The 25799-nt window shown below is 72.0% G+C and carries 26 protein-coding genes and 1 tRNA gene; 14 read left to right on the forward strand and 13 right to left on the reverse strand.

Annotation, left to right across the window (positions count from 1 at the left end):
- Window positions 1-185: 185 nt before the first annotated feature.
- Window positions 186-1094, reverse strand: coding sequence for a non-homologous end-joining DNA ligase (ligD, locus tag EAD98_RS21275; RefSeq protein ID WP_121655801.1), 909 nt, complete (start codon window positions 1092-1094; stop codon window positions 186-188).
- The gene (ligD, locus tag EAD98_RS21280) at window positions 1084-2025 is read right to left on the reverse strand and encodes a non-homologous end-joining DNA ligase (protein ID WP_121655802.1); all 942 of its coding nucleotides are present in this window, start codon (window positions 2023-2025) and stop codon (window positions 1084-1086) included. The genes ligD (EAD98_RS21275) and ligD (EAD98_RS21280) overlap by 11 nt, the downstream gene beginning before the upstream one ends.
- A gap of 85 nt (window positions 2026-2110) precedes the next feature.
- Between ligD (EAD98_RS21280) and EAD98_RS21285 the strand changes: the two genes are divergently transcribed.
- The 6 genes from EAD98_RS21285 to EAD98_RS21310 all read left to right on the forward strand — a co-directional run bounded on the left by EAD98_RS21285 (window position 2111) and on the right by EAD98_RS21310 (window position 7556).
- Complete coding sequence (locus EAD98_RS21285; protein ID WP_121655803.1) at window positions 2111-3142, forward strand: Ku protein; 1032 nt, start codon at window positions 2111-2113, stop codon at window positions 3140-3142.
- Window positions 3143-3215: 73 nt separating this feature from the next.
- Entirely contained in the window at window positions 3216-3854 is a 639-nt protein-coding gene (locus tag EAD98_RS21290; RefSeq protein ID WP_121655804.1) for a DUF4241 domain-containing protein, read from the forward strand.
- 111 nt (window positions 3855-3965) lie between these two features.
- On the forward strand, window positions 3966-4682 hold the full coding sequence (locus tag EAD98_RS21295; RefSeq protein ID WP_121655805.1) for an FKBP-type peptidyl-prolyl cis-trans isomerase: 717 nt from the start codon (window positions 3966-3968) through the stop codon (window positions 4680-4682).
- A gap of 187 nt (window positions 4683-4869) precedes the next feature.
- Complete coding sequence (locus EAD98_RS21300) at window positions 4870-5694, forward strand: hypothetical protein (RefSeq protein WP_121655827.1); 825 nt, start codon at window positions 4870-4872, stop codon at window positions 5692-5694.
- 32 nt (window positions 5695-5726) lie between these two features.
- On the forward strand, window positions 5727-6383 hold the full coding sequence (locus EAD98_RS21305) for an HAD family phosphatase (RefSeq protein WP_121655806.1): 657 nt from the start codon (window positions 5727-5729) through the stop codon (window positions 6381-6383).
- A gap of 159 nt (window positions 6384-6542) precedes the next feature.
- Entirely contained in the window at window positions 6543-7556 is a 1014-nt protein-coding gene (locus tag EAD98_RS21310; RefSeq protein WP_121655807.1) for an NADPH:quinone reductase, read from the forward strand.
- Between the two features lie 187 nt (window positions 7557-7743).
- Here the strand turns inward: EAD98_RS21310 and EAD98_RS21315 are convergent, their stop codons facing one another.
- On the reverse strand, window positions 7744-9393 hold the full coding sequence (locus EAD98_RS21315; RefSeq protein ID WP_121655808.1) for a fatty acid--CoA ligase: 1650 nt from the start codon (window positions 9391-9393) through the stop codon (window positions 7744-7746).
- Window positions 9394-9449: 56 nt separating this feature from the next.
- Here EAD98_RS21315 and EAD98_RS21320 point away from each other — a divergent pair, with 56 nt between their 5' ends.
- Window positions 9450-9941, forward strand: a complete 492-nt coding sequence (locus EAD98_RS21320) for an NUDIX domain-containing protein (RefSeq protein WP_121655809.1) — start codon at window positions 9450-9452, stop codon at window positions 9939-9941.
- Window positions 9942-9993: 52 nt separating this feature from the next.
- Here the strand turns inward: EAD98_RS21320 and EAD98_RS21325 are convergent, their stop codons facing one another.
- On the reverse strand, window positions 9994-11025 hold the full coding sequence (locus EAD98_RS21325) for an aldo/keto reductase (protein ID WP_121655810.1): 1032 nt from the start codon (window positions 11023-11025) through the stop codon (window positions 9994-9996).
- A gap of 119 nt (window positions 11026-11144) precedes the next feature.
- Between EAD98_RS21325 and EAD98_RS31305 the strand changes: the two genes are divergently transcribed.
- Entirely contained in the window at window positions 11145-11777 is a 633-nt protein-coding gene (locus EAD98_RS31305; RefSeq protein WP_199723484.1) for a TetR/AcrR family transcriptional regulator, read from the forward strand.
- A gap of 50 nt (window positions 11778-11827) precedes the next feature.
- On the opposite strand, the gene EAD98_RS21335 is transcribed toward EAD98_RS31305, so the two are convergent.
- Window positions 11828-13504, reverse strand: a complete 1677-nt coding sequence (locus tag EAD98_RS21335; protein WP_121655811.1) for an MDR family MFS transporter — start codon at window positions 13502-13504, stop codon at window positions 11828-11830.
- A 136-nt stretch (window positions 13505-13640) separates the two neighbouring features.
- A complete protein-coding gene (locus EAD98_RS21340) occupies window positions 13641-14183 on the reverse strand; it encodes a type 1 glutamine amidotransferase domain-containing protein (RefSeq protein ID WP_121655812.1) in 543 nt (180 codons plus the stop codon).
- A 201-nt stretch (window positions 14184-14384) separates the two neighbouring features.
- On the opposite strand from EAD98_RS21340, the gene rfaE2 reads away from it, so the two are divergent.
- Both rfaE2 and EAD98_RS21350 read left to right on the forward strand, forming a co-directional pair.
- The gene (gene rfaE2, locus EAD98_RS21345; RefSeq protein ID WP_121655813.1) at window positions 14385-16232 is read left to right on the forward strand and encodes a D-glycero-beta-D-manno-heptose 1-phosphate adenylyltransferase; all 1848 of its coding nucleotides are present in this window, start codon (window positions 14385-14387) and stop codon (window positions 16230-16232) included.
- Entirely contained in the window at window positions 16229-17107 is an 879-nt protein-coding gene (locus tag EAD98_RS21350; protein ID WP_121655814.1) for a glycosyltransferase family 2 protein, read from the forward strand. The genes rfaE2 and EAD98_RS21350 overlap by 4 nt, the downstream gene beginning before the upstream one ends.
- 18 nt (window positions 17108-17125) lie before the next feature.
- On the opposite strand, the gene EAD98_RS21355 is transcribed toward EAD98_RS21350, so the two are convergent.
- The 3 genes from EAD98_RS21355 to EAD98_RS21365 are packed head-to-tail and all read right to left on the reverse strand — an operon-like array spanning window position 17126 to window position 19292.
- The gene (locus EAD98_RS21355) at window positions 17126-18232 is read right to left on the reverse strand and encodes a glycosyltransferase family 9 protein (protein WP_121655815.1); all 1107 of its coding nucleotides are present in this window, start codon (window positions 18230-18232) and stop codon (window positions 17126-17128) included.
- An 8-nt stretch (window positions 18233-18240) separates the two neighbouring features.
- Entirely contained in the window at window positions 18241-18789 is a 549-nt protein-coding gene (locus tag EAD98_RS21360) for an Hsp20/alpha crystallin family protein (protein WP_121655816.1), read from the reverse strand.
- On the reverse strand, window positions 18789-19292 hold the full coding sequence (locus EAD98_RS21365) for a DUF2231 domain-containing protein (RefSeq protein ID WP_121655817.1): 504 nt from the start codon (window positions 19290-19292) through the stop codon (window positions 18789-18791). The genes EAD98_RS21360 and EAD98_RS21365 overlap by 1 nt, the downstream gene beginning before the upstream one ends.
- 163 nt (window positions 19293-19455) lie before the next feature.
- Here EAD98_RS21365 and EAD98_RS21370 point away from each other — a divergent pair, with 163 nt between their 5' ends.
- A complete protein-coding gene (locus EAD98_RS21370) occupies window positions 19456-20073 on the forward strand; it encodes a pyridoxamine 5'-phosphate oxidase family protein (RefSeq protein ID WP_121655818.1) in 618 nt (205 codons plus the stop codon).
- A gap of 51 nt (window positions 20074-20124) precedes the next feature.
- On the opposite strand, the gene EAD98_RS21375 is transcribed toward EAD98_RS21370, so the two are convergent.
- A complete protein-coding gene (locus EAD98_RS21375; RefSeq protein ID WP_121655819.1) occupies window positions 20125-20532 on the reverse strand; it encodes a VOC family protein in 408 nt (135 codons plus the stop codon).
- Between the two features lie 234 nt (window positions 20533-20766).
- Between EAD98_RS21375 and EAD98_RS21380 the strand changes: the two genes are divergently transcribed.
- Complete coding sequence (locus EAD98_RS21380; RefSeq protein ID WP_121655820.1) at window positions 20767-21240, forward strand: hypothetical protein; 474 nt, start codon at window positions 20767-20769, stop codon at window positions 21238-21240.
- Between the two features lie 27 nt (window positions 21241-21267).
- Complete coding sequence (locus EAD98_RS21385; RefSeq protein ID WP_121655821.1) at window positions 21268-21912, forward strand: class I SAM-dependent methyltransferase; 645 nt, start codon at window positions 21268-21270, stop codon at window positions 21910-21912.
- A gap of 45 nt (window positions 21913-21957) precedes the next feature.
- On the opposite strand, the gene EAD98_RS21390 is transcribed toward EAD98_RS21385, so the two are convergent.
- The 3 genes from EAD98_RS21390 to EAD98_RS21410 all read right to left on the reverse strand — a co-directional run bounded on the left by EAD98_RS21390 (window position 21958) and on the right by EAD98_RS21410 (window position 23984).
- Window positions 21958-22605, reverse strand: coding sequence for a sigma factor (locus EAD98_RS21390; protein WP_121655822.1), 648 nt, complete (start codon window positions 22603-22605; stop codon window positions 21958-21960).
- Between the two features lie 166 nt (window positions 22606-22771).
- Window positions 22772-23140 (reverse strand): hypothetical protein, encoded by a 369-nt coding sequence (locus EAD98_RS21395; protein WP_121655823.1) that lies wholly within the window; start codon window positions 23138-23140, stop codon window positions 22772-22774.
- 770 nt (window positions 23141-23910) lie between these two features.
- Window positions 23911-23984 (reverse strand) — tRNA-Thr (locus EAD98_RS21410).
- Window positions 23985-24128: 144 nt separating this feature from the next.
- Here EAD98_RS21410 and EAD98_RS21415 point away from each other — a divergent pair.
- A partial coding sequence (locus tag EAD98_RS21415) for a metallophosphoesterase (RefSeq protein WP_121655825.1) occupies window positions 24129-25799 on the forward strand: 1671 nt, incomplete at its 3' end.

A 25799-nucleotide genomic window follows, 5' to 3' on the forward strand; every position in this document is an offset into this window, starting at 1 on the left:
TGTACGCGCCACGCACGCTGCGCGACCAGACGTATGGCTGCCCCTTCGGGACCATCGCGCAAAGGCGCAGCTCAGCGTGGTGGTGCGTAGGTAAGCAGAGCAAAGGGGTTGAGTGGTCCGACCAGGGGCGGCGCTGTCCGTCGCGCTCAGTGACGAGCAGTGCTCCGCCGTCCGGGCACTGCCCGTCACGGGAGCTCGGGGCCGCCGTCGAGCAGCGGGGCCAGCAGGTCGTCGTACTCCTCGACCCGGTCCAGCACCTCGGCGGCGGTGAACTGGCGGACGGCCGGCTTCCGGCCGCGGGCGCCGGCCTCGACCTCGTCCCAGGTCAGCGGGGTTGAGGCGGACGGCACGTCCTGGGCCCGCAGCGAGTACGGCGCCACCGTGGTCTTCGCCGCGTTGTTCTGGCTCCAGTCGATGAAGACCTTCCCCGGGCGCAGGTTCTTCGCCATCTTCGACACGATCAGCTTCGGGTGCGCCTTCTCCAACTCCTGAGCGACCCGCTTGGCGTAGTCGGAGACGACCTCGGACGACTGGGTGCCGGCGATCGGGCAGCAGAGCTGCATGCCCTTCTTGCCGGAGGTCTTCGGGTACGACTCGATCCCGTCGTCGGCGAGCCGGTCGCGCATCAGCACCGCCACCGGGCAGCACTCGGCGAGCCCGGCCGGCGGCCCCGGGTCCAGGTCGACCACCATCATGTCCGGGTGCTCGCCGACCTTCCACTGCGGCGTGTGCAGCTCCAGGGCGGCCAGGTTGGCCAGCCAGACCAGCGTGGGCAGGTCGTCGGCGACCACGTAGTCGATGGTCTCCCGGCCCTTGCTCGACCCGGGGACGGGCAGCGTCTCCAGGCGTACCCAGTCGGGGGTGGCGGCCGGGGCGTTCTTCTCGAAGAACGAGCCGCCGCCCACGCCGTTGGGGAACCGGATCCGGGTCAGCGCCCGGTCCCGCAGGTGCGGCAGCAGCACCGGCGAGATCCGCGTGTAGTAGTCGATCACTTCACCCTTGGTGAAGCCGGCCGACGGATAGAGCACCTTGTCCAGGTTGGACAACTCCAGCGCGCGGCCCTCCACGTCCACCCGCAACCGCTCACCCGGCATCGTCGACCTCCTCCGGAGGTTTGTCCGGGCGCAACCGCAGCACCCGGGGGAAGCGCAGCCGGCCGTCGGGGGTGCGCTGGCCGTACTTCACCTCCACCACCACCCGGGGAGTTACCCAGATGGCGCCCCGGGCATCCTCGCGCGGCACACCCGGCGCGAACGGGGACACGCCGGAGCGCAGCGGTTCCAGCTCGGCGAGGAGCTGCCGTTCGATGGCCGCGCCGATCCCACCGCCCACCCGGCCCCGGTAGATGAGCCGGCCGTCCGGGCCGGGCACACCGACCAGCAGCCCACCGATCCGGCGCGCGCCCGGTCGCCAGCCACCGACGACGAAGTCGCCGGTCACCTCCAGCTTGACCTTCACCCAGTCCGGCGAGCGCACCCCGGGGCGGTAGACGGCAGCGACCCGCTTGGCCATCACCCCCTCCAGGCCGTGCTCGCCGGCCGCCTCGTAGGTGGCCGGGCCGTCGGCGAAGACCGGAGGCACCGCCCACCGGGCACCGCCGAGGGCGAGCGCGTCCAGGGCCTCCCGGCGGCGCTCGTACGGCCAGCCGGTCAGGTCGTCGCCGTTCAGCCGGAGCAGGTCGAAGATCATGTACGTCACCGGCATGACCGCCGCCAACCGGGCCGCCTTGTTCCGGTCCCGGACGTGCATCCGTTCGGCCAGCGCGGTGAACGACGGCTGGCCGCCCTCGCCCAGCAGCACCACCTCGCCGTCGAGCAGCGCGTCGTCGACCTGCTCGAACAGGGTGGCCAGCTCGGGGTACGCGGCGGTGATCTCCACGCCGGAGCGGGCGTACAGGTGTTGACGGCCGGCGGAGATGTCGGCGAGCGCGCGGACGCCGTCCCACTTGAACTCGTACGCCCAGCCGTCACCGGCCGGGAGCGGCCCGGTCATCGCGAGCATCGGCTTGAGCGGCGCGCCGGGCACGACCCGACTGTAGTAGCAGGCCGAACACCTCGCGTCCCGTTCGTTCGGATGCGAGCATGGTCGATACCGGGGAAGGGAGCAGAGGATGCGGGCCATCTGGAAGGGAGCCGTGTCGTTCGGGCTCGTCTCGATCGGGGTGAAGCTCTACTCCGCGACCGAGGAGAAGGACATCCGGTTCCACCAGGTGCACCGCGAGGACGGTGGCCGGATCCGCTACAAGCGCACCTGCTCGGTCTGCGGCGAGGAGGTCACCTACGACGACATCGCCAAGGGCTACGACATCGGCGGCGGGGAGATGGTGATCCTCACCGACGAGGACTTCGCCGACCTGCCGCTGACCAGCTCGCGCGCGATCGACGTGCTGGAGTTCGTCCCGGCGGACCAGGTCGACCCGATCCTCTACAACAAGGCGTACTTCCTGGAGCCGGAGGGCACCGCGACCAAGCCGTACGTGCTGCTGCGCGACGCGCTGCTCGACTCGGAGCGGGTGGCCATCGTCAAGGTGGCGCTGCGCCAGCGCGAACAGCTGGCCACGCTGCGGGTCCGCGAGGGCGTGCTGCTGCTCAACACCATGCTCTGGCCGGACGAGATCCGGACGGCGGATTTCGGCTTCCTCGACGAGGACCTCAAGGTGCGCCCGCCGGAGTTGGCGATGGCGAGTTCCCTGATCGACTCGATGACCGGCGAGTTCGAGCCGGACGTCTTCACCGACGACTACCGGGCCGCGTTGCAGGAGGTCATCGACGCCAAGGTGGAGGGTCGGGAGGTCGTCCAGCCGGAAGAGGTGGAGGAGGCGCCGGCCGCGGCGGTGGACCTGATGGCCGCGCTGAAGGCATCGGTGGACCGGGCTCGGTCGGCCCGCGGCGAGCAGCCGGCCCGTGGCGGCGGTGGCGAGCCGACGCCCATCTCGTCGGCCCGTTCGGCCAAGAAGGCGGCCGAGAAGAAGACGGCGAAGGCGCCCGCGAAGAAGGCGGCGGCGAAGAAGACCGCCGAGAAGAAGACGGCCGCGGCCAAGGCCGAACCGGCGAAGAAGGCCGCCAAGAAGACCCCCGCGAAGAAGGCGGAGCCGGCTAAGAAGACGGCGGCCCGCAAGGCGGCACCCCGCAAGACCGCCTGACCGCACGGCAGCGACGGAGGCGTCGGCCGGACCGGGTACGCTCCGCCGGCCGCTGGCCACCGGAGGAGCCGCCATGCCGTACACCCCTGATCTGGACCGGTTGTTGACGCCCGGCGCTCGCTTCACCGACGAGCACGGCTCGTACGTGATCGAAGCCCACCCGGTGGGCGACGTCGTGCTGCCGACCGGTCAGGTGGTCGGGTGTGACCCGCTGGTGTGCCCGGAGGCCGAACCGTTCACGGTCACCGTGCCCTCGGGTCGGCATCCCGCCCGCGCCTGGGTGGCCGTGGTGCTCCGGGAGGACGCCGAGGTGGACCGCCGGGTGGCTGCGCTGGAGCTGGTGGTCCAGGACGCGCCGACGGTCCGTTGGGAACCGGCCGTCGCGGGCGACCAGGACGTCGCCACCCTCGGCGCGGACGACTACTTCGGGTACGGGGTGGACGCCGGTGCCGGCACCCTGGCCGACCCGACGGCGCTCGCCGCCCTGGAAGCCTGGGACTACGACCAGGTGGAAGCGGTGTTCATTCCGGCCGAACTGCCCGTCTCGCCGGTTCCGGGCCTGATCACCGCGGTGCTGGACGAGGCCACCGGCGCCAACGTCGTCACCGTCGCCACGGGCTGGGGCGACGGCTGCTACGGCACCTGGATCGGGCGCGCCGCCGACGGCCGGGTGACGTCGTTCGTGACGGACTTCATGGTCGTGCCGGAATAACCGTCGCGCCGGGCCCGGGATGGCGCCCGCGGAACGATCCGGACGGTCCGGGGTGGGCACGGTGGGCCGTCAGGCGGGTACCGTGTGCGTCGGCTTTCCCCCCGGCACCGGGTGCCGGCCACACCTTCGCAGCAGGGAGTCGACGACGTGAGCGAGCGCACGCAGCAGAACAGGTCGGAGGGCCAGAGCCCGGCAACCAAGGCGGGGCGACGGCTGGCCGCCCAGCTGGCAGCGCAGAAGGCGGCCGAGGCGAAGCGGCGCCGTCAGGCGTGGGCCGGCGGGCTGGCCGGCGTCGCCGTCGTGGCGGTGCTGATCACCGTCTTCGTGCTGGTCGGCGGGGGCGACGACAAGCCCGCGAACCAGGCCGGCGCGACCCCCTCCGCGTCCGCCTCCGCCCCGGCTCCGGACGAGGCCGCCGCGCCTCCCGCCCCCCAGCTGCCGGAGGGCGCCGACCCGGCGCTGGGCAGCAAGCCGACCGTCGAGGCCGGCAAGGGTGAGCTGACGAAGCTCGCGGTGACGCCCCTGATCAAGGGCACCGGCCCGGCGGTCAAGAAGGGCCAGACCATCACCACGAACTACGTGGGCGTCTTCTACAAGGACGGCAAGGAGTTCGACTCCTCCTGGAAGGCCGGCCAGCCGGCCACCTTCCCGATCGGCGTGGGCCAGGTCATCCCCGGCTGGGACCAGGGCCTGGTCGGCGTGACCGTGGGCAGCCGGGTGCAGCTCGACATCCCCGGTGAGCTGGGCTACGGCAACGACGCGGCCGCTGCGGGTGGCCGGCCGACCGGCCCGCTGCGCTTCGTGGTGGACGTGCTCGCCGCCCAGTGACCCGTCCGGATCGCCCCGGTTGTCACCTGAGCGCGATGGACTTGTTCACATGGGGCTTCCGGCCCGTCACCTACCGGCAGTAGGTTCGGCGTCACCCCGGGCGGTTCGCCGCCCGGGGTGAGCATCCGGACGGGACACGGAGGTGCACGTGACGGCGCTCGACGAGCCCGGGCGGGTCGCCCGGTTGATGTGGACGCACTTCGAGCCGGTGCACGCCGTCACCTACTTTCACCCCCGGGCACGAGCGGCGTACGAGGCGGTCGGGCTACGCGGCTACTGGCGGGGCTACTTCGCCGGCCGGTCCGCGCCGCTGGGCGCCACCGACGCAGCCCCGGTGATCTCCGCCTTCTTCAATTTCGCGCCGCCGATGGTCAGCCGGGCGCTGCCGGCGGTGTGGCGGTTGGCCACCCCGCAGGAGGCGTTGCGGGCCCGGCTGACCGGCGCCGTGCAGGCCCTCGCGGAGCTGACCTACGAGCTGCCGGAGGCGCACCTGGCGGAGGCCGCCGACCTGCTGGAGCGGGCCGCCTCGGCGGCGCAGACCGCCGGCCGGCTGCTCGGTGCGGTCAACGCGGCTCTGCCGATCGGGGAATACCCGCTGGCCCGGCTCTGGCAGGCCGCCACCACGCTGCGCGAGCACCGGGGAGACGGGCACGTGGCGGCGCTGGTGGCCGCCGGCCTGGACCCGGTGGAGACGCTGGCCTGGCGGGTCGCCGTGGACATGTCGCCGCAGAACCTGCTGGGCCGGGGCTGGTCCGAGGAGCAGTGGCGGGCCGCCCGCGAGCGGCTCACCCAGCGGGGCTGGCTGACCCCGGACGGCGCGGCCACCGACCACGGCCGGACCGGTTTCCAGGCGATCGAGGACGCGACCGACCGGGCGGCCGAGCACCCGTGGCGGGCGCTCGGCCCGGACGGCACGGACCGGCTGCGCGAGCTGCTGGAGCCGATGGCCCGGGCCTGCCACACCGTGATCCCGGCCGGCAGCCCGATCGGGCTTCCCGCGCTGCCCGCCTGACCGGCGGCCCACCGTTCCGGCAGGATGGGCCCGTGGTGGATGCGGTGGTCTTCGACCTGGACGGTGTGATCGTGGATTCCGAACCGGTGTGGGAGGAGGTCCGGCGGGCGTACGTGGCGACGCACGGCGGCGCCTGGCAGCCGGACACGCAGCGCCGGTTGATGGGCATGAGCACCAGCGAGTGGGCCCACTATCTCAGCGGCGAGTTGGGCGTGGCACGCACCGCCGCCCAGGTCGCCGACGAGGTGGTCGAGGAGATGACCCGGCGCTACCGGGAGCACGTACCGCTGATCGACAGCGCCGACCAGGTGGTGCGCCGGCTGGCCGCGCGGTGGCCGCTGGGGTTGGCCAGTTCGTCGCCGACCCGGCTGATCGCGGCGGCGTTGGCCGCGACCGGCCTGACCGACGCGTTCGCCACCACCCTGTCCACCGAGGAGACCGAGCGGGGCAAGCCGGCGCCGGACGTGTACCTGAGCGTCGCGGGGCGGCTGGGCGTCGACCCGGGCCGCTGCGTGGCGGTGGAGGACTCGTCCAACGGCGTGCGGTCGGCTGCCGCAGCGGGGATGCGGGTGGTGGCGGTGCCGCACGGTTCGTACCCGCTGGATCCGGACGCCGCCCGGTTGGCCGCGGTGACGTTGGGTGCGGTCGGTGAGCTGACCCCGGAGCTGGTGGATGACCTGGCTGGCTGATGTACGACGCATCACCCGTTGTCCGGTCCCTCCCGCCTCGCGTGCGGTTGTACGGTTTCCAGGGACCGGTGGGGCCGGCATGACGGGGACTGAGCGGGGTACCGCAGCCGGCGGTGCTCGACCCGGGTGCCACCCGCCGGACGGGTGAGGAGACCACGGATGAAAGCCATCGTGTACGAGCGCACCGGCGATCCTTCGGTGCTGAAGTTGGTCGACCGGCCGGTGCCGGAGCCGGGGGCGGGCGAGGTCCTGGTCCGGATGGCGGTCTCCGGGGTGAACCCGACGGACTGGAAGGCCCGCCGGTCGTTCCCCCTGCCGGCCGGTTGGCAGATCCCCGGGCAGGACGGGGCGGGCGTGGTGGAGGCCGTCGGCGCCGGGGTCGACCCGGATCGGATCGGCGAGCGGGTCTGGATCTGGGAGGCGGCCTGGCAGCGGCCGTGGGGCACCGCGGCGGAGTACACGCTGGTGCCGGTCCGGCAGGCGGTCCGCCTCGGTGACGCCTCGTTCGAGCTGGGCGCCAGCCTGGGCATCCCGTTCCTGACGGCGCACCGCTGCCTGACCGCCGGCGAGTTCATGCCGGACACGTTGCGGGCCGGCGCGCTGGCCGATCACACCGTGCTGGTGCAGGGCGGGGCGGGAGCGGTCGGCAACGCGGCGATCCAGCTCGCCCGTTGGGCCGACGCCACGGTGATCACCACGGTGAGCAGCGCCGAGAAGGCCCAGCTCGCGGCGTCGGCCGGCGCCTCCTACGTGATCAACTACCGGGAGCAGGACGTGGTCGAGGAGATCCGCAAGATCGCTCCCGACGGGGTGCACACGATCGTCGAGGTCTCCCCGGCCCGCAACGCCCCGACGGACGTGCAGGTGCTCCGCAACGGTGGCGCGGTCTGCGCGTACGCCGACGACGGCGCGTCCGAGCTGACCGTCCCGATCCGGCCGCTGATGATGTCGAACGCCCGGTGGCAGTTCGTGCTGGTCTACACGGAGCCGAAGGCGGCCAAGGCGCACGGCGTACGGGACGTGGCCGCGGCGGCGGAGCAGGGCGGCATCCGGGTCGGCACGGACGCCGGCCTGCCGCTGCACAACTACCCTCTGGCCGACACGGCGGCAGCGCACGAGGCGGTGGAGAGCTCGGTGGTGGGCAAGGTGCTGATCAGCACGAGTGACGCCTGATCAGGTCGCTGACCACCCGATTTCTCCGTCATCAGGACAAAGGAGAAGAAGTTTCGCAACAATGACGGTGCGGGTCGCCCCGCGTGAAACGGGCGGCCCCGGCGCGGTGCGAACGCCGGGGCCGCCCCTGGGGAGGAATGTTTCAGGAGTACCCCTGCCCCAACAGGCGACGGTGCCTGGAAAAACGTTACGGGGCTGTCAGCTCCCGGACAGTCAGCTCGCCACCGGCGTACCGCGAACGGACGACCTTCTTGTCGAACTTTCCGACGCTGGTCTTCGGCACCGTGTCGATGAACGCCCACCGCTCGGGCAGTTGCCAGCGGGCCACCGAGCCGGCCAGGAAGTCGCGCAGCTCCTCGGCGGTCACCGAGGCGCCCTCCCGGACCACCACGGTGGCCAACGGTCGCTCGTCCCACCGCTCGTCCGGCACACCCACCACGCACGCCTCCAGCACCGCCGGGTGGGCCATCAGCGCGTTCTCCAGCTCCACCGACGAGATCCACTCACCGCCGGACTTGATGACGTCCTTGGCGCGGTCGGTCAGCGTGATGTATCCGTCCGGCGAGAGCGTCCCCACGTCGCCGGTACGCAGCCAGCCGTCGCGGAACTTCTCCTCGTCCGGGGCGTCGTCCCCGACGTACCGGGCGGTCACCCACGGCCCACGGACCTCCAGCTCGCCCACCGCGCCGCCGTCGGCGGGCAGCGGCTCGCCCAGCGGGCCGACGATCCGCGCCTGCACCCCGGCCGGCACGCGACCCTGCGTGTAGCGGTAGCGCCACGCCTGCTCGCCGGTCGCGCCGGCGGGTGGACGGGAGACCGAACCCAGCGGGGACATCTCGGTCATGCCCCAGGCGTGGATGACGTCGATGCCGTGCCGCTCGTCGAAGGCGTGCATCAGCGCCGGCGGGCAGGCCGAGCCTCCGACGATCACCTCCTTGAGCGAGGAGGTGTCCACGTCGTGACTGTCCAGGTGGGCCAGCAGGTCGGTCCAGATGGTCGGGACCGCGCCGGCCAGGGTGGGCCGCTCGGCGGCGATCATGTCGGCGATCGGTGCGGCCTGGAGGAACCGGTCCGGCATGATCAGCGAAGCGCCGGAGAGGAACGCCGCGTACGGCAGGCCCCACGACATGGCGTGGAACATCGGCACGATGGCCAGCTCCCGGTCGGTGGGCCCGAGACCGAAGCCCTCCGGCATGCAGACCTGCAACGAGTGCAGGTAGATCGACCGGTGCGAGTAGGCCACGCCCTTCGGGTTGCCGGTGGTGCCGGAGGTGTAGCAGAGCGCCGCGGCGTCACGCTCGTCCACCTCGGGCCAGTCGAACACCTCCGGCCGGTCGGCGAGCAGCGCGTCCCAGTGGTGCACGGTGATCCGGTCGCCGGCAACCGCCACCAGCGGCGCCGGGTCGCCGCCGCCGACCACCACCACGTGCCGCACCGTGGCCAGCTCGCCGATCACGCGGGCCAGCAGCGGAATGAGCGTGCTGTCGACCAGCACCACCCGGTCCTCGGCGTGGTTGGCGATGTAGGCGACCTGGTCGGGAAAGAGCCGGATGTTGAGGGTGTGCAGCACCGCGCCCATGCTCGGCACCGCGAAGTAGGCCACCAGGTGCTCGTTGTTGTTCCACATGAAGGTGGCGACCCGCTCGTCGCCGGTCACCCCGCACTCGTCGCGCAGTGCGTGTGCCAGCCGGGCGGCCGCACGGCCCACCTCGGCGTACGTCATCCGGCGGGGTTCGGCGCCGGTCCAGGTGACCACCTCGGCCGTGCCGTGCACGGTGGCGCCGTGGTCGAGGATCCGGGAGACCTGCAGAGGGGCGTCCATCATCGTGCTACGCATGGGTAACAAGCTAGTGTCGCCGGTCACAGCTTGGGAACCCCCGTAAATTGTCGCAGGTGAGCATCTCCTGGGCCGACTCCTACGTGGGGCAGTTGCGCGCGCTCGCCGGGGACCGGACGCTGATGTTCGTCGGCGCCCGCGCCGTGGTCCGCGACAACGCCGGGCGAATCCTGCTGATCCAGCGCTCGGACAACGGCCAGTGGGCCATGCCGGCCGGGGCGATGGAGCTGGGCGAGTCGATCGCGGACTGCGCGGTGCGGGAGGTCCGTGAGGAGACCGGGCTCCGGGCGTTGCGGGTCTGCGCGTTCGCCCTCTACACCGGTCCGGACCGGACCAGCACCAACATGTACGGGCACACCTACCAGGTCTTCACCACGGCGTTCCGGGTGGAGGAGTGGGACGGCCAGCTGGCGCGGGTCACCGACGAGACCACCGACGCCGGCTTCTTCCCCCGGGACCGCTTCCCCGCCCCGCTCTCCGCCTCGGTCAACGAGACCCTGGCCGACCTGGACGTCTTCGAGCAGACGAACCGGCTGATCCTCAAGTAGGTCGGTGCCGCCTCGCCCGGTCCGGCGTCGGGCGCCGGACCGGGCGGGTGGGTCACTGCGGCAGGCGGGTACCGGCGAACGCCTCCTGGATCCAGTTCGGGTACGCGACGGGCAGCTTGCTGATCTCGTCCAGCTCGGCGAGATCCTGCGCGGTGAGCGTGAGGTCGGAGGCGGCGATGTTGTCCACCAACTGCTCCTGCTTGCGGGCGCCGACGATGACGCTGGTCACCGCCGGCCGGGAGAGCAGCCAGGCGACCGCCACCCGGGCCGGGCTGACGCCGTGCCGCTCGCCGATGGCCTTGAGGACGTCGACCACTCCGAAAGCGTGCTCCGGGTCGAACGGCGTGAAGCTGGAGTAACCGGGCTGGGCGCTGCGCGAGCCGCTGTCGGCGACCACGCTGTCCCGGCCGACCTTGCCGGAGAGGAAGCCACCGGCCAAGGGGCTCCAGACGGTCAGCCCGACACCCTCGTCGAGCGCCATCGGCACCACGTCGCGCTCCACGTCCCGGCCCAGCAGGGAGTAGTACGACTGCACGGAGACGAAGCCGGCCAACTGCTCCCGGGCGGAGATGCCCAGCGCCTTGGAGATCTGCCAGGCGGCGAAGTTCGCGCAACCGATGTACCGAACCTTGCCCTGCCGGACCGCGTCGTCCAGCGCGCGCAGGGTCTCCTCCATCGGGGTGACGTGGTCGAAGTTGTGGAGCTGGTAGAGGTCGATGTGATCGGTGCCCAGCCGCCGCAGGCTGTCCTCCAACGCCTGCATGACGTGCAGCCGCGAGGTGCCGACGTCGTTCGGGCCGGGACCCGTCCGGGCGTGCGCCTTGGTAGCGATCACCACGTCGCGACGCCGCTTGCCGAGCGCCTGGCCGAGCAGTTCCTCGCTCTCCCCGTCGCTGTACATGTCGGCGGTGTCGACGAAGTTGACGCCCGCGTCGAGCGCGGTGTCCACCAGCCGCTGGGCGTCAGGCAGCGCCAGCGCCCCGAGGGTGCTCCAAATGGGGTGTCCGCTGCCGCCGAAGGTCATCGTGCCGAGCGAGATCTCCGAGACGTACACCCCGGTGTTGCCCAGCAGTCGGTACTTCACGCGTTGCTCCTCGTCGGTCGGGGCCGTGTCAGCCCACTTCCTGGTCACTTTGTCGGACAGTGTGTCCGGCAACCAGCGTACGTCGCCGCTCCGACCCCCAGCCACCTAGGATTTCGACCATGCCCTCGATCACCCGACGTCGCCCGCGCAACCCCGACGGCCGTGCCGCCGTCGAGGCGCGGGTGCTGGCCGCCACCGAGCGGCTGCTCCAGCAGGGGGCCCGCTTCACCGACCTCGGAGTCCAGCGGATCGCCGCCGAGGCGGGGGTCGCCCGGTCGACCTTCTACACGCACTTCCGGGACAAGAGCGAGCTGCTGATGCGCCTCGCCGCGACCATGCGGGAGACCTCCTTCGACCGGGTCCGCGAGTGGGACCCGCACACACCGGGCGACCCGCTCGACGCGCTCACCGAGGTCTTCACCGACGTGATCCGGATCTACCGGACGTACGCCCCGGTGCTGGCGGCGATCAACGAGGTCGCCGCCTACGACGAGGTCGTCCGGGAGTACTGGGCGGGCGGGTTCGAGCAGTTCGTGGCGCGTACCGACGAGGCGCTCCGCGCCGAGCAGCGGGCCGGGCGTACCCCGGCGACCGTGGACGTGGGGGCCGCGACCCGGCTCATCGTGCTCGGCGGCGACCGGTTCCTCGCACACCACGTCGGCCTGGTGCCGGCCGACCCCGACGCCGACGCGGCCGCCGCCCGCGAGCTGGCCGCCACCTGGTGGTACGGGGTCTACCGCCGCCCCGGCTGACCGCCGACCGCCCTGGACCGGGTCCGGGGCGGTCGCGGTGCGCGGTGGGGTCAGATCATCGTCTGGGACTTGGCCTCCATGTCGGCGGCCGCCTCCTCCTTGGACTCGCGGGTCAGCGGCTTGCCGCCCGACGCCGGAGCCTCACCGCCGAGCGGGTCGGCACCGCCCTTGGCGCCCTGCGGGCCGGCGCCTCGGAGCTGGTCGTTCGGCAGCGCCACGGTCACCAGCACGGCCACGATGGCGATCAGGCCGGCGGTCAGGAAGACCATGTCCAGCGCGTCGACGAACGCGTTCTGGATCGCCGCCCGCACCGGCCCGGGCAGGGCCATGATGGTTGCCGGATCGTTGATCGAGATGTTCGTGCCGCCACTCGCCGCTACCTCCGCCTGCTGCTGCGGCGGGAGTTGGGCGATGGCGCCGGGCAGTCGGTCGGCCAGTCCCCCGGCGAGCCGCGAGGAGAGCACCGCGCCGAGGATCGCGACGCCGAACGAACCGCCCAGCGACCGGAAGAACGTGGCCGACGACGTGCCGGCGCCCAGGTCACGCACGGAGACCGCGTTCTGCACCGCGAGGACCAGCGACTGCATGCACAGGCCCAGGCCGACGCCGATCACCACCATGTAGCCGAAGGCGATCCAGAGCGAGGTGCCGACCGCCAGCTGGGTGAACAGGAACATGCCGACCAGCAGGGTCACCGACCCGGCGACCGGGAACCACTTGTACCGGCCGATCCGGCTCATCGCCCGCCCGGTGAGGATCGAGGTGACGATGATGCCCGTCATCATCGGCAGCATCAGCAGACCGCTGCGGGTCGGCGAGGCGCCCTTCACGATCTGCAGGTACAGCGGGATGAAGATGATCGACCCGAACATCACGAGGCCGAGCACGAAGCCGGCCGAGTTGGCCAGCGCGAAGGTGGCGCTGCGGAACAGCCGCAGCGGCAGGATGGGTTCGGCGACCCGGGCCTCCTGGAGCACGAAGAGCACGGCGAACACCGCGCCCGCCACGAAGAGGCCGATGATCACGCCGGAGCCCCAGGCGTACTCGTTGCCACCCCAGCTCAGCGCGAGCAGCAGGCAGCTCACGCCGGCGACGAGCAGGCCGGCGCCGAGCCAGTCGATCGCGTGGTCCCGCCGTTCGAACGGAATCAGCCGCATCACGTGGTAGCAGACCACGATGGCCAGGATCGCCAGCGGCACGTTGATGTAGAAGATCCACCGCCAGTCGGTCTCCGCGAAGTAACCACCGACCAGCGGGCCGGCCACCGACGAGATCCCGAAGACGGCCCCGAAGAGACCCTGGTAGCGGCCCCGCTCCCGCGGCGAGACGACGTCCGAGATGATCGTGAACGCCAGCGTCAGCAGACCACCCGCGCCGATACCCTGGATGCCCCGGGTGACGATCAGCTGGGTCATGTTCTGTGACAGGCCGGCCAGCAGCGACCCGACCAGGAACGTGCCGATCGAGAAGAGGAAGACCGGGCGGCGCCCGTACAGGTCGGCCATCTTGCCGTACAGGGGCGTCGACGCGGTCGAGGCGAGCAGGTACGCGGTGACCACCCACGAGTAGTGGTTGATCCCGCCCAGCTCGCCGACGATGGTCGGCAGGGCCGTGCCGACGATGGTCTGGTCGAGGGCGGCCAGCAGCATGCCGGTCATCAGACCGATCATGAGCAACCGGATCTGCTGGCGATTCAGCACCGGCGCGGCAGAGGCTTCGGTGGTCATGGGCCCTTCTTTCCCGACCAACGCGGAACATGCGTCGAACCAGGAAAAACCGTCCCCTCCCCCGCCCAGTTCGATCATGGCCCTGGCGGCGCGTCGCGCCGGCACGCACCATGATCAAGCCGGGCGGGTCAGCAGGTCAGACGGCGAAGGCCTGGGTGATTCTCTGGCAGAAGGCGGGGAGGTCACCCGGGTTGCGGCTGCTGGTCAGGTTGCCGTCGGTCACGCACTCCTCATCGACCCACGTGGCGCCGGCGTTGGTCAGGTCCGTACGCAGGCTCGGCCAGGAGGTGATCCGCCGGCCGCGCACCACGTCCGCCTCGATCAACGTCCACGGGCCGTGGCAGATCACCCCGACCGGCTTGCCCGCGTCGAAGAACGCCCGCACGAACCGCACCGCATCGGCGTCGGCACGCAGGAAGTCCGGGTTCGCCACCCCGCCGGGCAACACCAGCGCGTCGTAACCGCCGGCGTCCGCCTTGTCCGCGGTGACGTCCACGTCGTACGTCTTGGACTGGTCAAGATGGTTGAAGGACTGGATGGAACCGGCCTTGAGCGAGACCAGCTCGACCGTCGCGCCGGCCTTCTCCACCGCCTCGCGCGGCTGGACGTACTCGACCTCCTCGACGCCGTCGGTGGCCAGGAAGGCGATCCGCTTGCCCTGAAGTGTCGTCGCTGTCATTCCGATGCATCTCCTCTCCGAGGGGTACCTGAACTCCCTTCCCGGACCCCGAAGCCCGAAACGCCCACCAACAGTAAGGAAGGGCACCTTGGTGACGCCCGCGGTAGAGGAAGGCTCCCTTCGCAACACGGAGCCGCACCGCCGCGCCGCGGTGATCATCGCGGAGGTTTGACCCCAGGGCCGCTGGGGACCCGGGGAGGCATGGCAGGAGCAGCAGCGGAACACCGCCGGCTCGCCACCGTCGTGGAGAGCTGGCTGGGGCGCCCCGTCCTGATCGTCGGCGACGCCATGTTGGACGAATGGCGGTTCGCCGACTCCGACCGGCTCTGCCGGGAGGCGCCCGCCCCGGTCCTCACCCTGCGACGGCGGATCTCCGCAGCCGGCGGGGCCGCGAACACCGCCGTCAACGTCGCCACCCTCGGTGGACGGGCGGTGCTGGTGGCACCGGTCGGCGCCGACGTGGCCGGCGACGAACTGCACGACTGTCTGGACCGCGCCGGCGTCTGGGACCGTACGGTCAACCAGCCCGGCCGGCCCACCCCGGTGAAACGGCGGATGCTGGCCGGCAACCAGATCCTGCTCCGGGAGGACTCCGGCGACCCGGACGACGCGCTCGCCCCGGACGGGGTGACCCGGCTGCTCACCGCGTTGGACTGCGCCACCGAGGAGCTGCGCGCCGCCGCCGGCGGGGAGGCGCCGACCCTGGTGGTCTGCGACTACGGCCTGGGCGCCCTGCCCGCGCCGGTCCGCGCCTGGCTGGTCGAGCAGCGGGAGCGCTACGCCACCGTCGCGCTGGACGCCCATGACCTCGCCGACTGGCGGGGGCTCGCGCCGACCGTGGTCACTCCCAGCTTCGCCGAGGCGACCCGGCTGCTGGCCCGCGCCGGTGGCGCGACCCGGCCGACCGCCGGCGTCGAACTGCACCTGGAACACCCCGACAGCGACCCGGCGGACGGACCGTCGGAGTTGAGCGTGGGCGCCGCCCCGGGCGGGGCGCGGGCCGACGCGGTCAGCGCCGGAACCATCCCGGACCCGACGCGGGCCGGCCGACCGGGGCCGATCGGCGAGCCGACGCTCAGCGAGGGCCAGGTGGCCCTCACCGGCGACGGGCTGAGCGTCACCGGCGCCGGCGTGACCGTGAACACCGAGGCCGGGGAGGGCGTCGACCGGGCCGTACTGGCCGAGGCGCGCCTTGCCGACCTGCGCGCGCACACCGGCGCCGACGTGGTCGCGGTGACCCTGGACACCGAGGGCGCGGTGGTCGGCGGCGCCGACGGGGAGCCGCGGCGCAGCCACAGCACCCCGGTGCCGGCGAGCCACGCCGTGGGCGCCGGTGACGCGTACCTAGCGGCGATGACGCTCGCCCTGGCCGCCGACGCGCCGCTGCCCACCGCCGCCCAACTCGCCCAGCTGGCGGCCACCATCACCGTGTCCGACACCGGCACCTGCGTGTGCCGGCGGGAGGACCTGCTCACCGCGCTCGACCAGCCACCGGAGACCACCGGGCACCCGGCGCTGGTCGGCGCCGACGAGCTGGACGCGATCGTCGCCGAGCATCGCGACGCGGGACGGTCGGTGGTGTTCACCAACGGCTGCTTCGACGTGCTGCACCGCGGGCACGTGCGCTACCTGGAGCAGGCCCGCGCGCTGGGCGACCTGCTCATCGTGGCGGTCAACTCGGACGGCAGCGTACGCCGGTTGAAGGGCTCGGACCGGCCGGTCAACCCGGTCGAGGACCGGGGGGCCCTGCTCGCCGCGCTGTCCTGCGTGGACCACGTGGTGATCTTCGAGGAGGATTCGCCCGCCGCGCTGATCGAGGCGGTCCGGCCGGACGTCTACGTCAAGGGCGGGGACTACCCGCCGGAGCTGGTGCCCGAGGCGCCGCTGGTCCGCCGGCTCGGCGGCCAGGTGCGAACCCTGGGGTACGTGCCGGACCGGTCCACCTCGGCGATCATCGAGCGGATCCGGTCGCACAGCCAGGACGCGTCGTCGCACGCCACGGACCGGGAGCCTGGCCCGTCGCTGCGCACCCGCAGCCAGGCGTCGTGAACCGCCCCCTCGACCTCGGCGCCCCGGAGGAGTTCCGCGCCGACCGGCTGGTCGACGTGCTGATTCCGACCCGGAACCGGCCCGCGGAGCTGGCGGTCACCCTGACCGGCCTCGCCGCGCAGGAGGGTGTGCCCGGCTTCGGGGTCGTGGTCAGCGACCAGTCCGACGGGGACCCCGCGTACGCCCACCCGGCCGCCGCCACCATGGTCCGGGCGCTGCGACACCGGGGCCACCCGGTGCTGCTGACCCGCCGGCTGCCCCGGCGGGGGCTGGCCGAGCACCGGGCGTACCTGCTGGCCGCCTCGGCCGCCCGGTACGTGCTCAGCCTCGACGACGACGTCTGGCTGGAGCCGGGGACGCTGCATCGGCTGGTCACCGCGATCGGGGAGCTGGGCTGCGGGTTCGTCGGCAACGGCGTGCACGGGCTCTCGTACACCGACGACCGGCGGCCGGAGACGCACGCGCACTACGAGGAGTGGATCGGCCGGCCCACACCGGAGCGGATCCGGCCGGGCACCCCGGAGTGGAACCGGGCCCGCATCCACTCGGCGGCCAACCTGCTGCACGTCACCGGAGAGTTGGCGCTGCCCCCGGGAGCGTGGCGCGCGTACAAGATCTCCTGGATCGGGGGATGCGTGCTCTACGACCGGGCCAAGCTCGTCGACTCCGGTGGCTTCGACTTCTGGCGGCGGGTGCAGGAGAAGCACCAGGGCGAGGACGTGGCCGCCCAACTGTCGGTGCTCGCCCGACACGGAGGTGCCGGCATCCTGCCCAGCGGCGCCTACCACCTGGAGTCCCCCACCACGGTCACCGACCGGGACGTCGAGGCGTGGGAGGTCGTACTCGCCGACGAGGACACCCCTCAGCCGGCCTGAGTTCCGGTGAGAGCGCCCTTACGACTGGAGCAGCTCTCGGGCGGCCTCCAGCACCTCGATGGTCGGGACGTCGCTGACGAAGGAATCCCGGTGCGGGCACTCGCCGTCGCCGGGTCGGTGCGGGTAGATGCCGGGCGTGCAGTCCACCCCGCAGACCGGGCAGTGCACCGTCCAGGAGCAGATCGGCCGGTGCCGGCCACGCAGCGGGTTGCCCGTGTTGATCAGGTTGCCGACCCAGTACACGCCGACCGTCGGCGCGCCCACCGCGGCGGCCAGGTGCAGAGGGCCGGTGTCGTTGGAGACGACCAGGGCGCAGCCGGCGTAGCAGGCGGCCAACCCACCGAGGCTGAGCGTGCCCACCTGCGGCCGGACCGGCACCCCCGCCGCCTCGACCACCCGATCCACCACCTCCCGCTCGCTCGGCGTACCGGTGACCAGCACCTCGTAGCCGTCGCCGTGCAGCTCGCGGGCCACCTCGCCGAACCGCTCGGCCGGCCAGCGGCGACGGGTGTCGGTGGCGCCCGGATGCAGCGCCACCCGAGGTCGGTCCGGCGTGCCGAGCACCTGGTTCGCCTCCGCCCGGTCGGCGTCGGTCACGGCCAGCGCCGGCACGATCGTGGTCGCCGGCGCACCCACCAGGGCCACCGCCTCCAGGTAGCGGATCACCTCGTGCTGGTAGTAGACGTAGCGGACCCACCGGTCGAGCGGCGGCGCGTCATCGGAGCGCAGCCCCACGGTGACCCGGGCGCCGAGGCGGCTGACCAGCGGATTGGAGTTGGCGCCCCCGCCGTGGATCTGCACCGCCAGGTCGAAGCCCTCACCGGTGGCCGCGGCCAGGAAGTCGTCCATCGACGACTCCGCCTCACCCGCTTCCGGCGTACGGATGCCCGGCGCCGGCGGCACCACCAGCACCCGGTCCACCGGGCCGGGGCGATCGCGCCAGAGCTTCGCGTGCCACGGCGCCCCGAGCAGCACGAGCTCCGCCGACGGGTACGCGGCGCGCAGCGCGTCCAGCGCCGGCAGGGCGAACAGGAAGTCGCCGAGCGCGTTGGCGCGTAGCACGGCGATCCGCCGCACGTCGGGAACGCGCCCGGCCGTCGGGCCGAGCAGGGACGGGGTGACCACGCGGTCCGCTACGGCCGGTCGATCTCGCCGACCGTGTCCGGGCGGTGCAGCTCGCGGTCGGCGGCGGGATCGGCCGGCATCGGCGTACCCCCGGAAAGGCCGCCGGAGCGCGGCCCGGTCCGGCCGACGGTGATGGTGCGCGGCTGTGGCCGGACCGCCCGCGGCAGCCGGACCCGGAGCAGGCCGTGGTCCATCACCGCGTCGATGCCCTCCGGGTCGACCCGGGACGGCAGGTCGATGCGGTATTCGAAGCCGCGGGTCTCAAAGCCGCCCGGGATGCCCTGATCGGCGTTGACCTCCGCCTCGGAGCGGGCCCGCACGCACAGCTCCCGGTCGTCCAGCTCGACCGCCACCTCCTCCGGCGCCACCCCGGGCAGCCGGACGACGACCTCCCAGCCGTCCGAGGTCTCGGTCAGCTCGACGTCGGACGTTCCGGCCCGACCACCGACCAGCCGGCTCAGCTCGGCGCGCAGCGACTGCAGCTCGCCCATCGGATCCCAGCCCTGCTGCCGGCCCCGCCATCCCCGGCCGAAGCCGCCGGTCTGCTGCTCGCTCATCACACCTCTCCGATCCGCTGAGTGGCCGCCGGTGGCCGTAGTGAGCTGGGGGCGTCCAGACCGGCCTCGCGGTCGACGCCCACGCCGAGCCGGTCGACCAGCTCTCCGCCGAGCCAGGCGCTGATGCCGAGGATGGCCACCGCGACCACCTCGATGGCGATCAACGAACCGCCGGCGGCCCGGGAGTCGGCGTTGAGCCGGACCGCCCAGACGGCGGCGAAGAGCAGGATCACCGCGACGTTCGCCCCGGCGTGCAGGAGGCCGACCCGCTTGGCGCGGGTGCCGGTCGGGATCGCCAGCAGGTCGAACGAGCCGGCCGCCGCGGCGAGCAGGCCGCCGATCAGGCCGACCGTGATGTTCCAGTACGCGACCTCGCCGAGGAAGTCGGGCCCGCCGACCGTGTCGATCACGTCGAACAGCACCGCGGTGACCAGCAGCGCGACCGGGAACATGACCAGCATCGGATGGACTGGGTGACCCAGCACCTTGAGTCGGCTCTCCATCTCCCGGCCTCCACTGGTCGGCTTGCTGCGGACGGTTCGTGCGGCGGGCGCGTCGGGTGAGGCCGTACCCCGGGCGACCGGGGGCAAACCTCGCGCTGGTCACGCCCGCCTAGGCTGACGAAGGGTGGCCCGCCACCCGGGTCAACGGCTGGGGGAGGATCACGTGACGGTGGAGATCACCTCGCACGAGGAACTGCGCGAACTGCTCGGCGTGCCGCACCCGCGGGCTGCCAACAAGGAACGCACCCGCCTGCACGAGCGGGACCGCGAATGGCTGGCCGCCTCGCCGTTCTGCCTGGTGGCCACGGCCGGGGCGGACGGCAGCTGCGACGTGTCACCCAAGGGCGACCCGGCCGGTTTCGCCCTGGTGCTCGACGACACGACCATCGCGCTGCCCGAGCGGCCGGGCAACAAGCGGGCGGACGGCTACCGCAACATCCTGGACAACCCGCACGTCGGGCTGCTCTTCATGATTCCCGGTCGGACCGACACGCTGCGGATCAACGGGCGCGCACGGCTGGTACGGGACGCGGCCTGGTTCGACGACATGGTGGTCAAGGGACACCGGCCGGTGCTCGCCGTGGTCGTGGAGATCGAGCAGATCTTCTACCACTGCGCGAAGGCGTTCCTGCGGTCCGCGCTGTGGCAGCCGGAGACGTGGCAGCCCGACGCGCTGCCGTCCCGGGCACGCCTGATCAAGGAGGTCGAGGCGCCGGTGGAGAGCCTCGAAGACCTGGAACGGCACTACGGCCCGGAGTACGCCAGGAAGATCTACGTCTGATCCCGCCGCCCGCAGCGCGGCCCACACGGACGTCGACAGACGTCACGTCGGTCAGGACGCCGGCTCGGCGTGCACCATCCACAGGTGACCGTCCGGGTCGGCGAAGGCGCCGGCGTACCCCCAGGGTTGTGCCTCCGGCTCGGTGACCACCTCGGCGCCGGCGGCGCGGGCCCGCTCGACGATCGCATCCGCGTCGGCGGGCGAGGCGACGTCGAGGCTGAGCACGCACTCGCTCTGCCCCCGCGTGGCGACCTCGTGCCGGCCGATCACCCACCCGAAGCCGCCGGTCGGAATGAGCATCAGCCGCAGGCCGTCGTTGACGACGAACTGCAACGGCTCCGGGATGCCGTCGTCGGCCAGATCCCCCACCGTTTCCAGACCGAGCGCTTCGCGGTAGAAGCGGTGCGAGGTCGGGCGGTCGGCGATGGGAAGACTGATGATCACGGGCGCGAAGGACATGGAACGGGCTCCCAGGTGTCGGGCGGACGCTGTCTCCAGGATGGACGGGATCCTGCACCGAAAGTCATCGGTCCGCCGGGTCGGACACCGAACATCGTTCAACCCGGGGCCGTGGACACGCCGCGTGGTGGCGCGGTGAGTAGCGGTGCTCAGGCGCGGGGCGGGAAGTCAGGAAATTCTGCACTGATGCCATCGACACCCGAGAACTCCGCCCCACCGCGGTCGGCTCCCGACGTGCCGCGCCTGGTGAACCCCCACCGCCTGGCGGTGGGGCAGATGGTCGTGGTCGGTGCGGCGGCCGCCCTGTTCCTGCGCGGAACCACCAGCGGCCCGTGGGTGCTGCTCGGGCTCTTCGTCGGGTTGGAGGTCGTGCTGCTCGGCGGCGCCGTGGTGCTGCTGACGCTGACCTACCTGCTCGGCACCCTCACCCGCCACGGGTCGCGGCTGACCGAGAACCCCGGCGGCCGATGCGCCTGGACCGTGGCCGTCTGGGCCGGGGGCGCCGTACTCGTCGGCTTCGGACACGCGGCCCTGGGTCATCTGGGCTTCGAGGCGGACCGGTATCCCGAAGTCGGCCACTGGCTGCTGGGCCTGGCGGTGGCGCTGGTGGTGGGTCTTCTCAGCCGGTCACGACAGGTACGCGTCGGCTCGGCCGTACTGATCGCGCTCTTCGTCGTGGTCACCGTCGCGCTCCGAGCCGTCGTCTGATCACGTCCCTGATCTAGCGTTGCCGCCATGAAGGTCGAAGGCTGGTTGGCCGACACCCGCACCTCCTACGACACGGTCGCCGCCGGTTATGCCGACGTGGTACGCAACCTCCTGTCCGAGACACCCTACGAACGAGGGACTCTGGCGTTGTTCGCCGACCTCGTGCTCGCTGCCGGCGGCGGGCCGGTCGCGGACGTGGGCTGCGGAACAGGGCGTATCACCGCCCACCTGCACGGGCTCGGCGTCGACGCCTTCGGGATCGACCTGTCACCGGGGATGATCGAGGTGGCTCGGCGCGATCACCCCGGTCTGCGGTTCGAGGTGGGCTCGATGACCGACCTCGATCTTGCCGAGGCGTCGGTCGCCGGCCTGGTCGCCTGGTATTCGCTGATCCACGTCCCCGACGACCAGGTCGGCTCGGTCCTCGCACACTTTCGGCGGGTGGTGCGGCCCGGCGGCCCGCTGCTCGTCGGCTTCCACGTCGGCGACGAGACGAGGCTCAAGACGCAGGGCTACGGCGGGCACCCGATGAAGGTTCACGTCCACTACCGCCAGCCCGCGCAGGTGGCGCAATGGCTGCGCGAGAGCGGATTCGCGGTCGAGGCGCAGATGACCCTCACATCGGCCGAGAGCCGGCTCGGGGGGATTCTCTTCGGACGCCGCCAGTCCTGACCGGGCCGAGCCGTCTTCGGACGGCTCGGCCCCGCTTGCGGTTCGTCAGGGGGTCACCCGGGTAGCCGGGTGGTCGCCCGGCAGGCCCGACATGTTGGCCTCGACCGGCGGCAACGGGGTGGTGCCGAGGACGCTGCCGTCCGGGGAGTACGCGGTGAGGGTGGCCGGCTGATCCGGCGGTATCCGGGTGGTGCCGGCGTTCGACGCGTCGAGGGTGACCGTGGCGGGGGGTGCGCCGTCCAACGTGACCGTGACGCGGGCCGCGCCCGGCGGAGCGATCACCCGCACCCGGTCGGTCGGCGTGCGGACGCCGTTGTCGGCCCTGATCCGCCAGCCGACCGGTCGCTGGTCGGCGCCCTCGGCCGCCAGCAGCAGCCGCAGGTCGGTCGACCAGCCGGTGCGATCGTCGCCGTGCAGGGCGTACGCGATCACGCCGCCGCCGGCAGGCTCCAGCGGCCGACGCCGACGCCGCCAGGAGATCGCCGTGTTGACCATCGCCCGGCGTACGTAGACCTCGGGCGCGTCCCTGCGGAGTACCCGCCCCCAGCGTCGATGGGTCTTCTCCAACGCCGACTGCGCCAGGTCCTCGCCTGTCGCCCGGTCGCCGGTCAGCAGGTAAGCCGTTCGGAGCAACGGCCCCCACTGTCGTTGGACGAACAGCCGGAACTGTTCGTCGTCCTCGTACCGACTCACGCCACCTCCAGGTCGCGTCCGCCTCGCGTTTCGGTGCGGATGCAGAGTGAGACGCGATCGGCGCGCCCGGGGTTGAGCGCAAGGCCGGTACGCGGGCTGTTCGGTGCGGACCTGGACGCCGTCACCAACCGGGCCAGACGAGGCCGGTCGCGGCGCGGGAAGCCGGTCAGGCAGAAGGGCTGGCGGATCCACCTCGCGCAGGTACCGGCGACGGCGTGCCGTTCACACAGCTCTCGATGAACAACTCCTCGCCCTCTTTCAGCAAGGCGACTCTTTCGACGTCGGTCCCGACGTGGGGCGCGTCGTGGCCGTTCGGTCCGTCGTAGAGATGTTCGTAAGCGCCGTAGCACTCCTCCCGGTCCCCCGGGGTTCCGTGACCCTGGCTGCCCTTCTTCACGGCATGCAGTTCGGCCCCACGCTGAGCCATCTTGTGCAGGTACTCCATCTGCTCCTCTTGCGAGGCACTGCTGCTGCACGCGGTGACGAGTGCCGCGAGGGACAGGGACAGGGCCGCTGCCACGTAGCGCTTCACCATGGGCGCGGAGTGTATCAACCACCCTTGATGTCCATGGGAAGCACCTGTGCGCTCGACTGCTTTACACCGCCCAGAACGGCGGGCCGCTGCGCACCACCAACTTCCGGTCCGTCGTGATGCAAGGTTTGTTTCGATCCGGGTGCAGCCCTCATCGAAGCCGGACAGGACCTCGACCCCGGCCAAGCTTGCTCCCTGTTCTCTCAGATGGTCGAGCTTCAGGGTCGGCCGCCGGGGACGTCGTGGATCGTGACCGTGTTGCCGAGCCGGGACGACCCGCAAGCGGTCTCCGGCCAGATGTGCTCCGCCGGGCGCTTCACCTCGTTAATGGTCGCCGACACGTCCGGGCTCGACGAGCCACTACCCCTCGACCCCGTGGCCGAGGCAACCAAGCTGGTCCATCGCCGAGGCCTTGGCTGACCCGCCCGGTACAGCTGGTTGAGATGCCGACTGCAGGCCGAGCCCATTCGACCTGTCATCGGCCTCCGTGCGCTCACGCTCCGCGGTTCCTCGTCGACGAGCTGGCCGCGCACGTCGCCGGAAAGGGGCGTGAGGATCTGGTACAGCGGATGCTCGGGCACGCCTCGGCGTCGAAGACGCTGGACGTGTACGCGGGTCTGTTCGGTGACGACCTGGACGCGGTCGCCAACCGGCTGGACGAGGCGGTCGCGGCGCGAGATGCGGACTACTTGCGGACCGGCACGGCCGGCGGCCAGGTTGTCGACCTTGGGAAACGGCGAAGCCCAGGTCTTCTGACCTGGGCTTCTGTACCGAGCCGCCTGACGGAATCGAACCGTCGACCTACGCATTACGAGTGCGTCGCTCTAGCCGACTGAGCTAAGGCGGCAACGATCGTCAAGTGTACGGCACCCCACGGCCGCCGCCCGAACGGGATACCCCTTCCCCGCCCGCTGCCACCAACCGGACATCGGCCGCCATCTGGACGTTTACCGGACAGCGGATCATCGGGGTCGGGACTACGCTGCGGCAGGTGAGCGACGATCACGCCCCCCTCGACGACCCCGACCAGGACCCGCCCGCCGGGGAGCGGGCAGCCCACCGCCCGCGCACCACGGACCCGCTGGAGCTGGGCTTCACCCCGCGCAAGCCGGTGCCGTGGCTGGCCCCGTTCCTGCTGATCAGCACCGGCATCCGCACGCTGCTGGCGATGCTCTTCGGCGCGTACCTGGACAAGCGCGAGTTGCAGAACGCGTTCGGCGACGACGCGTTCCGCCAGTCCGGGCCGGACGGCGGGCTGTGGCTCGACTACGTGGCCGACCTGGGTGACGGCTTCAACGCCACCTACTCGGTGGCGTACCTGCTGGCGCAGCCGGAGCTGACCGTGGACGGGCACCGGCTGCCCCGGGCGCAGACCCTGGTGATGGGTGGCGACCAGGTGTATCCGTCGGCGGCGTACGCCTCGTACGAGGATCGCTGCAAGGGCCCCTACCAGGCTGCACTCCCGGCGACCCCGCCGGAACGGCCGACCCTCTTCGCGGTGCCCGGCAACCACGACTGGTACGACGGCCTGACCGCGTTCCTGCGGTTGTTCGTCCGCTCCCGGGACCGACACTTCGGCGGTTGGGGCACCGGGCAGTCGCGCTCGTACTTCGCCGTGGAGCTGCCGGCCGGCTGGTGGCTGCTCGGCGTGGACGACCAGTCCGGCTCGTACCTGGACGACCCGCAGCTGGCGTACTTCGACGAGGTGGCGCGGCAACTCGGCCCGGAGTCGAAGGTGATCGTCGCGACGCCGGCGCCGACCTGGGTCAAGGCCGCCGACCATCCGACGGCGTACGACTCGGTCGACTACTTCATCCGCACGATCATCGACCCGACCGGGGCGCAGGTCCGGCTGCTGCTCTCGGGCGACCTGCACCACTATGCCCGCTACGCGGGGCCGGACCGGCAGCTGATCACCTGTGGCGGCGGCGGGGCGTACCTCTACCCGACGCACAAGCTGCCGGAGCGCATCGAGGTGCCTCCGCGGGACACCCTGGCCCGACGGGCCAGCCGCGCCCAGCCGTACGACCTGGCGGCCCGCTATCCGGACGCGGCCCGCTCCCGCCGCTACGGCTGGGGCATCTTTCCCCGGCTGCCGTTCCGCAATCCCGGCTTCACCACCCTGCTCGGCACCCTGCACACGTTGCTGATGCTGGCCATGGCGGGCGCGGCCGCGAACTGGGCGGACACCACCGAGCAGCGGCTGTTCACCGTCCCGCTGGTACTGATGCTGCTCGTGACGGTGCTGGCCGCGGCCCTGTTCGCCAAGCCACCCAGCGCGAGCGGCAAGCGGCACGCGCGGCACTGGATTCTCGGCGTCAGCCACGGCCTGGCACACGTCGGGTTGGCCGCCGCCGGCACCTGGGCCTGGTTGGCGCTGCCGTTCTACGACTGGCCCTGGCCGCTGCCGGTGGTCGCCGCGGCGGTGCTCTACGGCCCGGTGAGCGGCCTGCTGGCCAGCCAGCTGGTGGCGGCGTACCTGCTGGTGGCGGGGTGGTTCGGGGTGAACGTCAACGAACTCTTCGCCGGTCAGGGCATCGAGGACTCCAAGGCGTTCCTGCGGTTGCGCATCGACCCCGACGGCACGCTGACCGTCTACCCGATCGCGGTAGACCGGGTCTCCCGCGACTGGCAGATCAACCCCGACCAGTCCCCCACCGCG

Source organism: Micromonospora sp. CV4 (assembly GCF_003667455.1).
Taxonomy (GTDB): domain Bacteria; phylum Actinomycetota; class Actinomycetes; order Mycobacteriales; family Micromonosporaceae; genus Micromonospora.

Bases quoted from the DNA above. Each gene is read 5' to 3' on its own strand.
- EAD98_RS21335 (WP_121655811.1), bottom strand. From the start codon at position 13,504: ATGACCACCGAAGCCTCTGCCGCGCCGGTGCTGAATCGCCAGCAGATC.
- ligD (WP_121655801.1), bottom strand. From the start codon at position 1,094: ATGCCGGGTGAGCGGTTGCGGGTGGACGTGGAGGGCCGCGCGCTGGAG.
- EAD98_RS21300 (WP_121655827.1), top strand. From the start codon at position 4,870: ATGTGGACGCACTTCGAGCCGGTGCACGCCGTCACCTACTTTCACCCC.
- rfaE2 (WP_121655813.1), top strand. From the start codon at position 14,385: ATGGCAGGAGCAGCAGCGGAACACCGCCGGCTCGCCACCGTCGTGGAG.
- EAD98_RS21385 (WP_121655821.1), top strand. From the start codon at position 21,268: ATGAAGGTCGAAGGCTGGTTGGCCGACACCCGCACCTCCTACGACACG.
- EAD98_RS21365 (WP_121655817.1), bottom strand. From the start codon at position 19,292: ATGGAGAGCCGACTCAAGGTGCTGGGTCACCCAGTCCATCCGATGCTG.
- EAD98_RS21340 (WP_121655812.1), bottom strand. From the start codon at position 14,183: ATGACAGCGACGACACTTCAGGGCAAGCGGATCGCCTTCCTGGCCACC.
- EAD98_RS21310 (WP_121655807.1), top strand. From the start codon at position 6,543: ATGAAAGCCATCGTGTACGAGCGCACCGGCGATCCTTCGGTGCTGAAG.
- EAD98_RS21395 (WP_121655823.1), bottom strand. From the start codon at position 23,140: ATGGTGAAGCGCTACGTGGCAGCGGCCCTGTCCCTGTCCCTCGCGGCA.
- EAD98_RS31305 (WP_199723484.1), top strand. From the start codon at position 11,145: ATGCCCTCGATCACCCGACGTCGCCCGCGCAACCCCGACGGCCGTGCC.
- EAD98_RS21285 (WP_121655803.1), top strand. From the start codon at position 2,111: ATGCGGGCCATCTGGAAGGGAGCCGTGTCGTTCGGGCTCGTCTCGATC.
- EAD98_RS21375 (WP_121655819.1), bottom strand. From the start codon at position 20,532: ATGTCCTTCGCGCCCGTGATCATCAGTCTTCCCATCGCCGACCGCCCG.
- EAD98_RS21290 (WP_121655804.1), top strand. From the start codon at position 3,216: ATGCCGTACACCCCTGATCTGGACCGGTTGTTGACGCCCGGCGCTCGC.
- EAD98_RS21360 (WP_121655816.1), bottom strand. From the start codon at position 18,789: ATGAGCGAGCAGCAGACCGGCGGCTTCGGCCGGGGATGGCGGGGCCGG.
- EAD98_RS21315 (WP_121655808.1), bottom strand. From the start codon at position 9,393: ATGCGTAGCACGATGATGGACGCCCCTCTGCAGGTCTCCCGGATCCTC.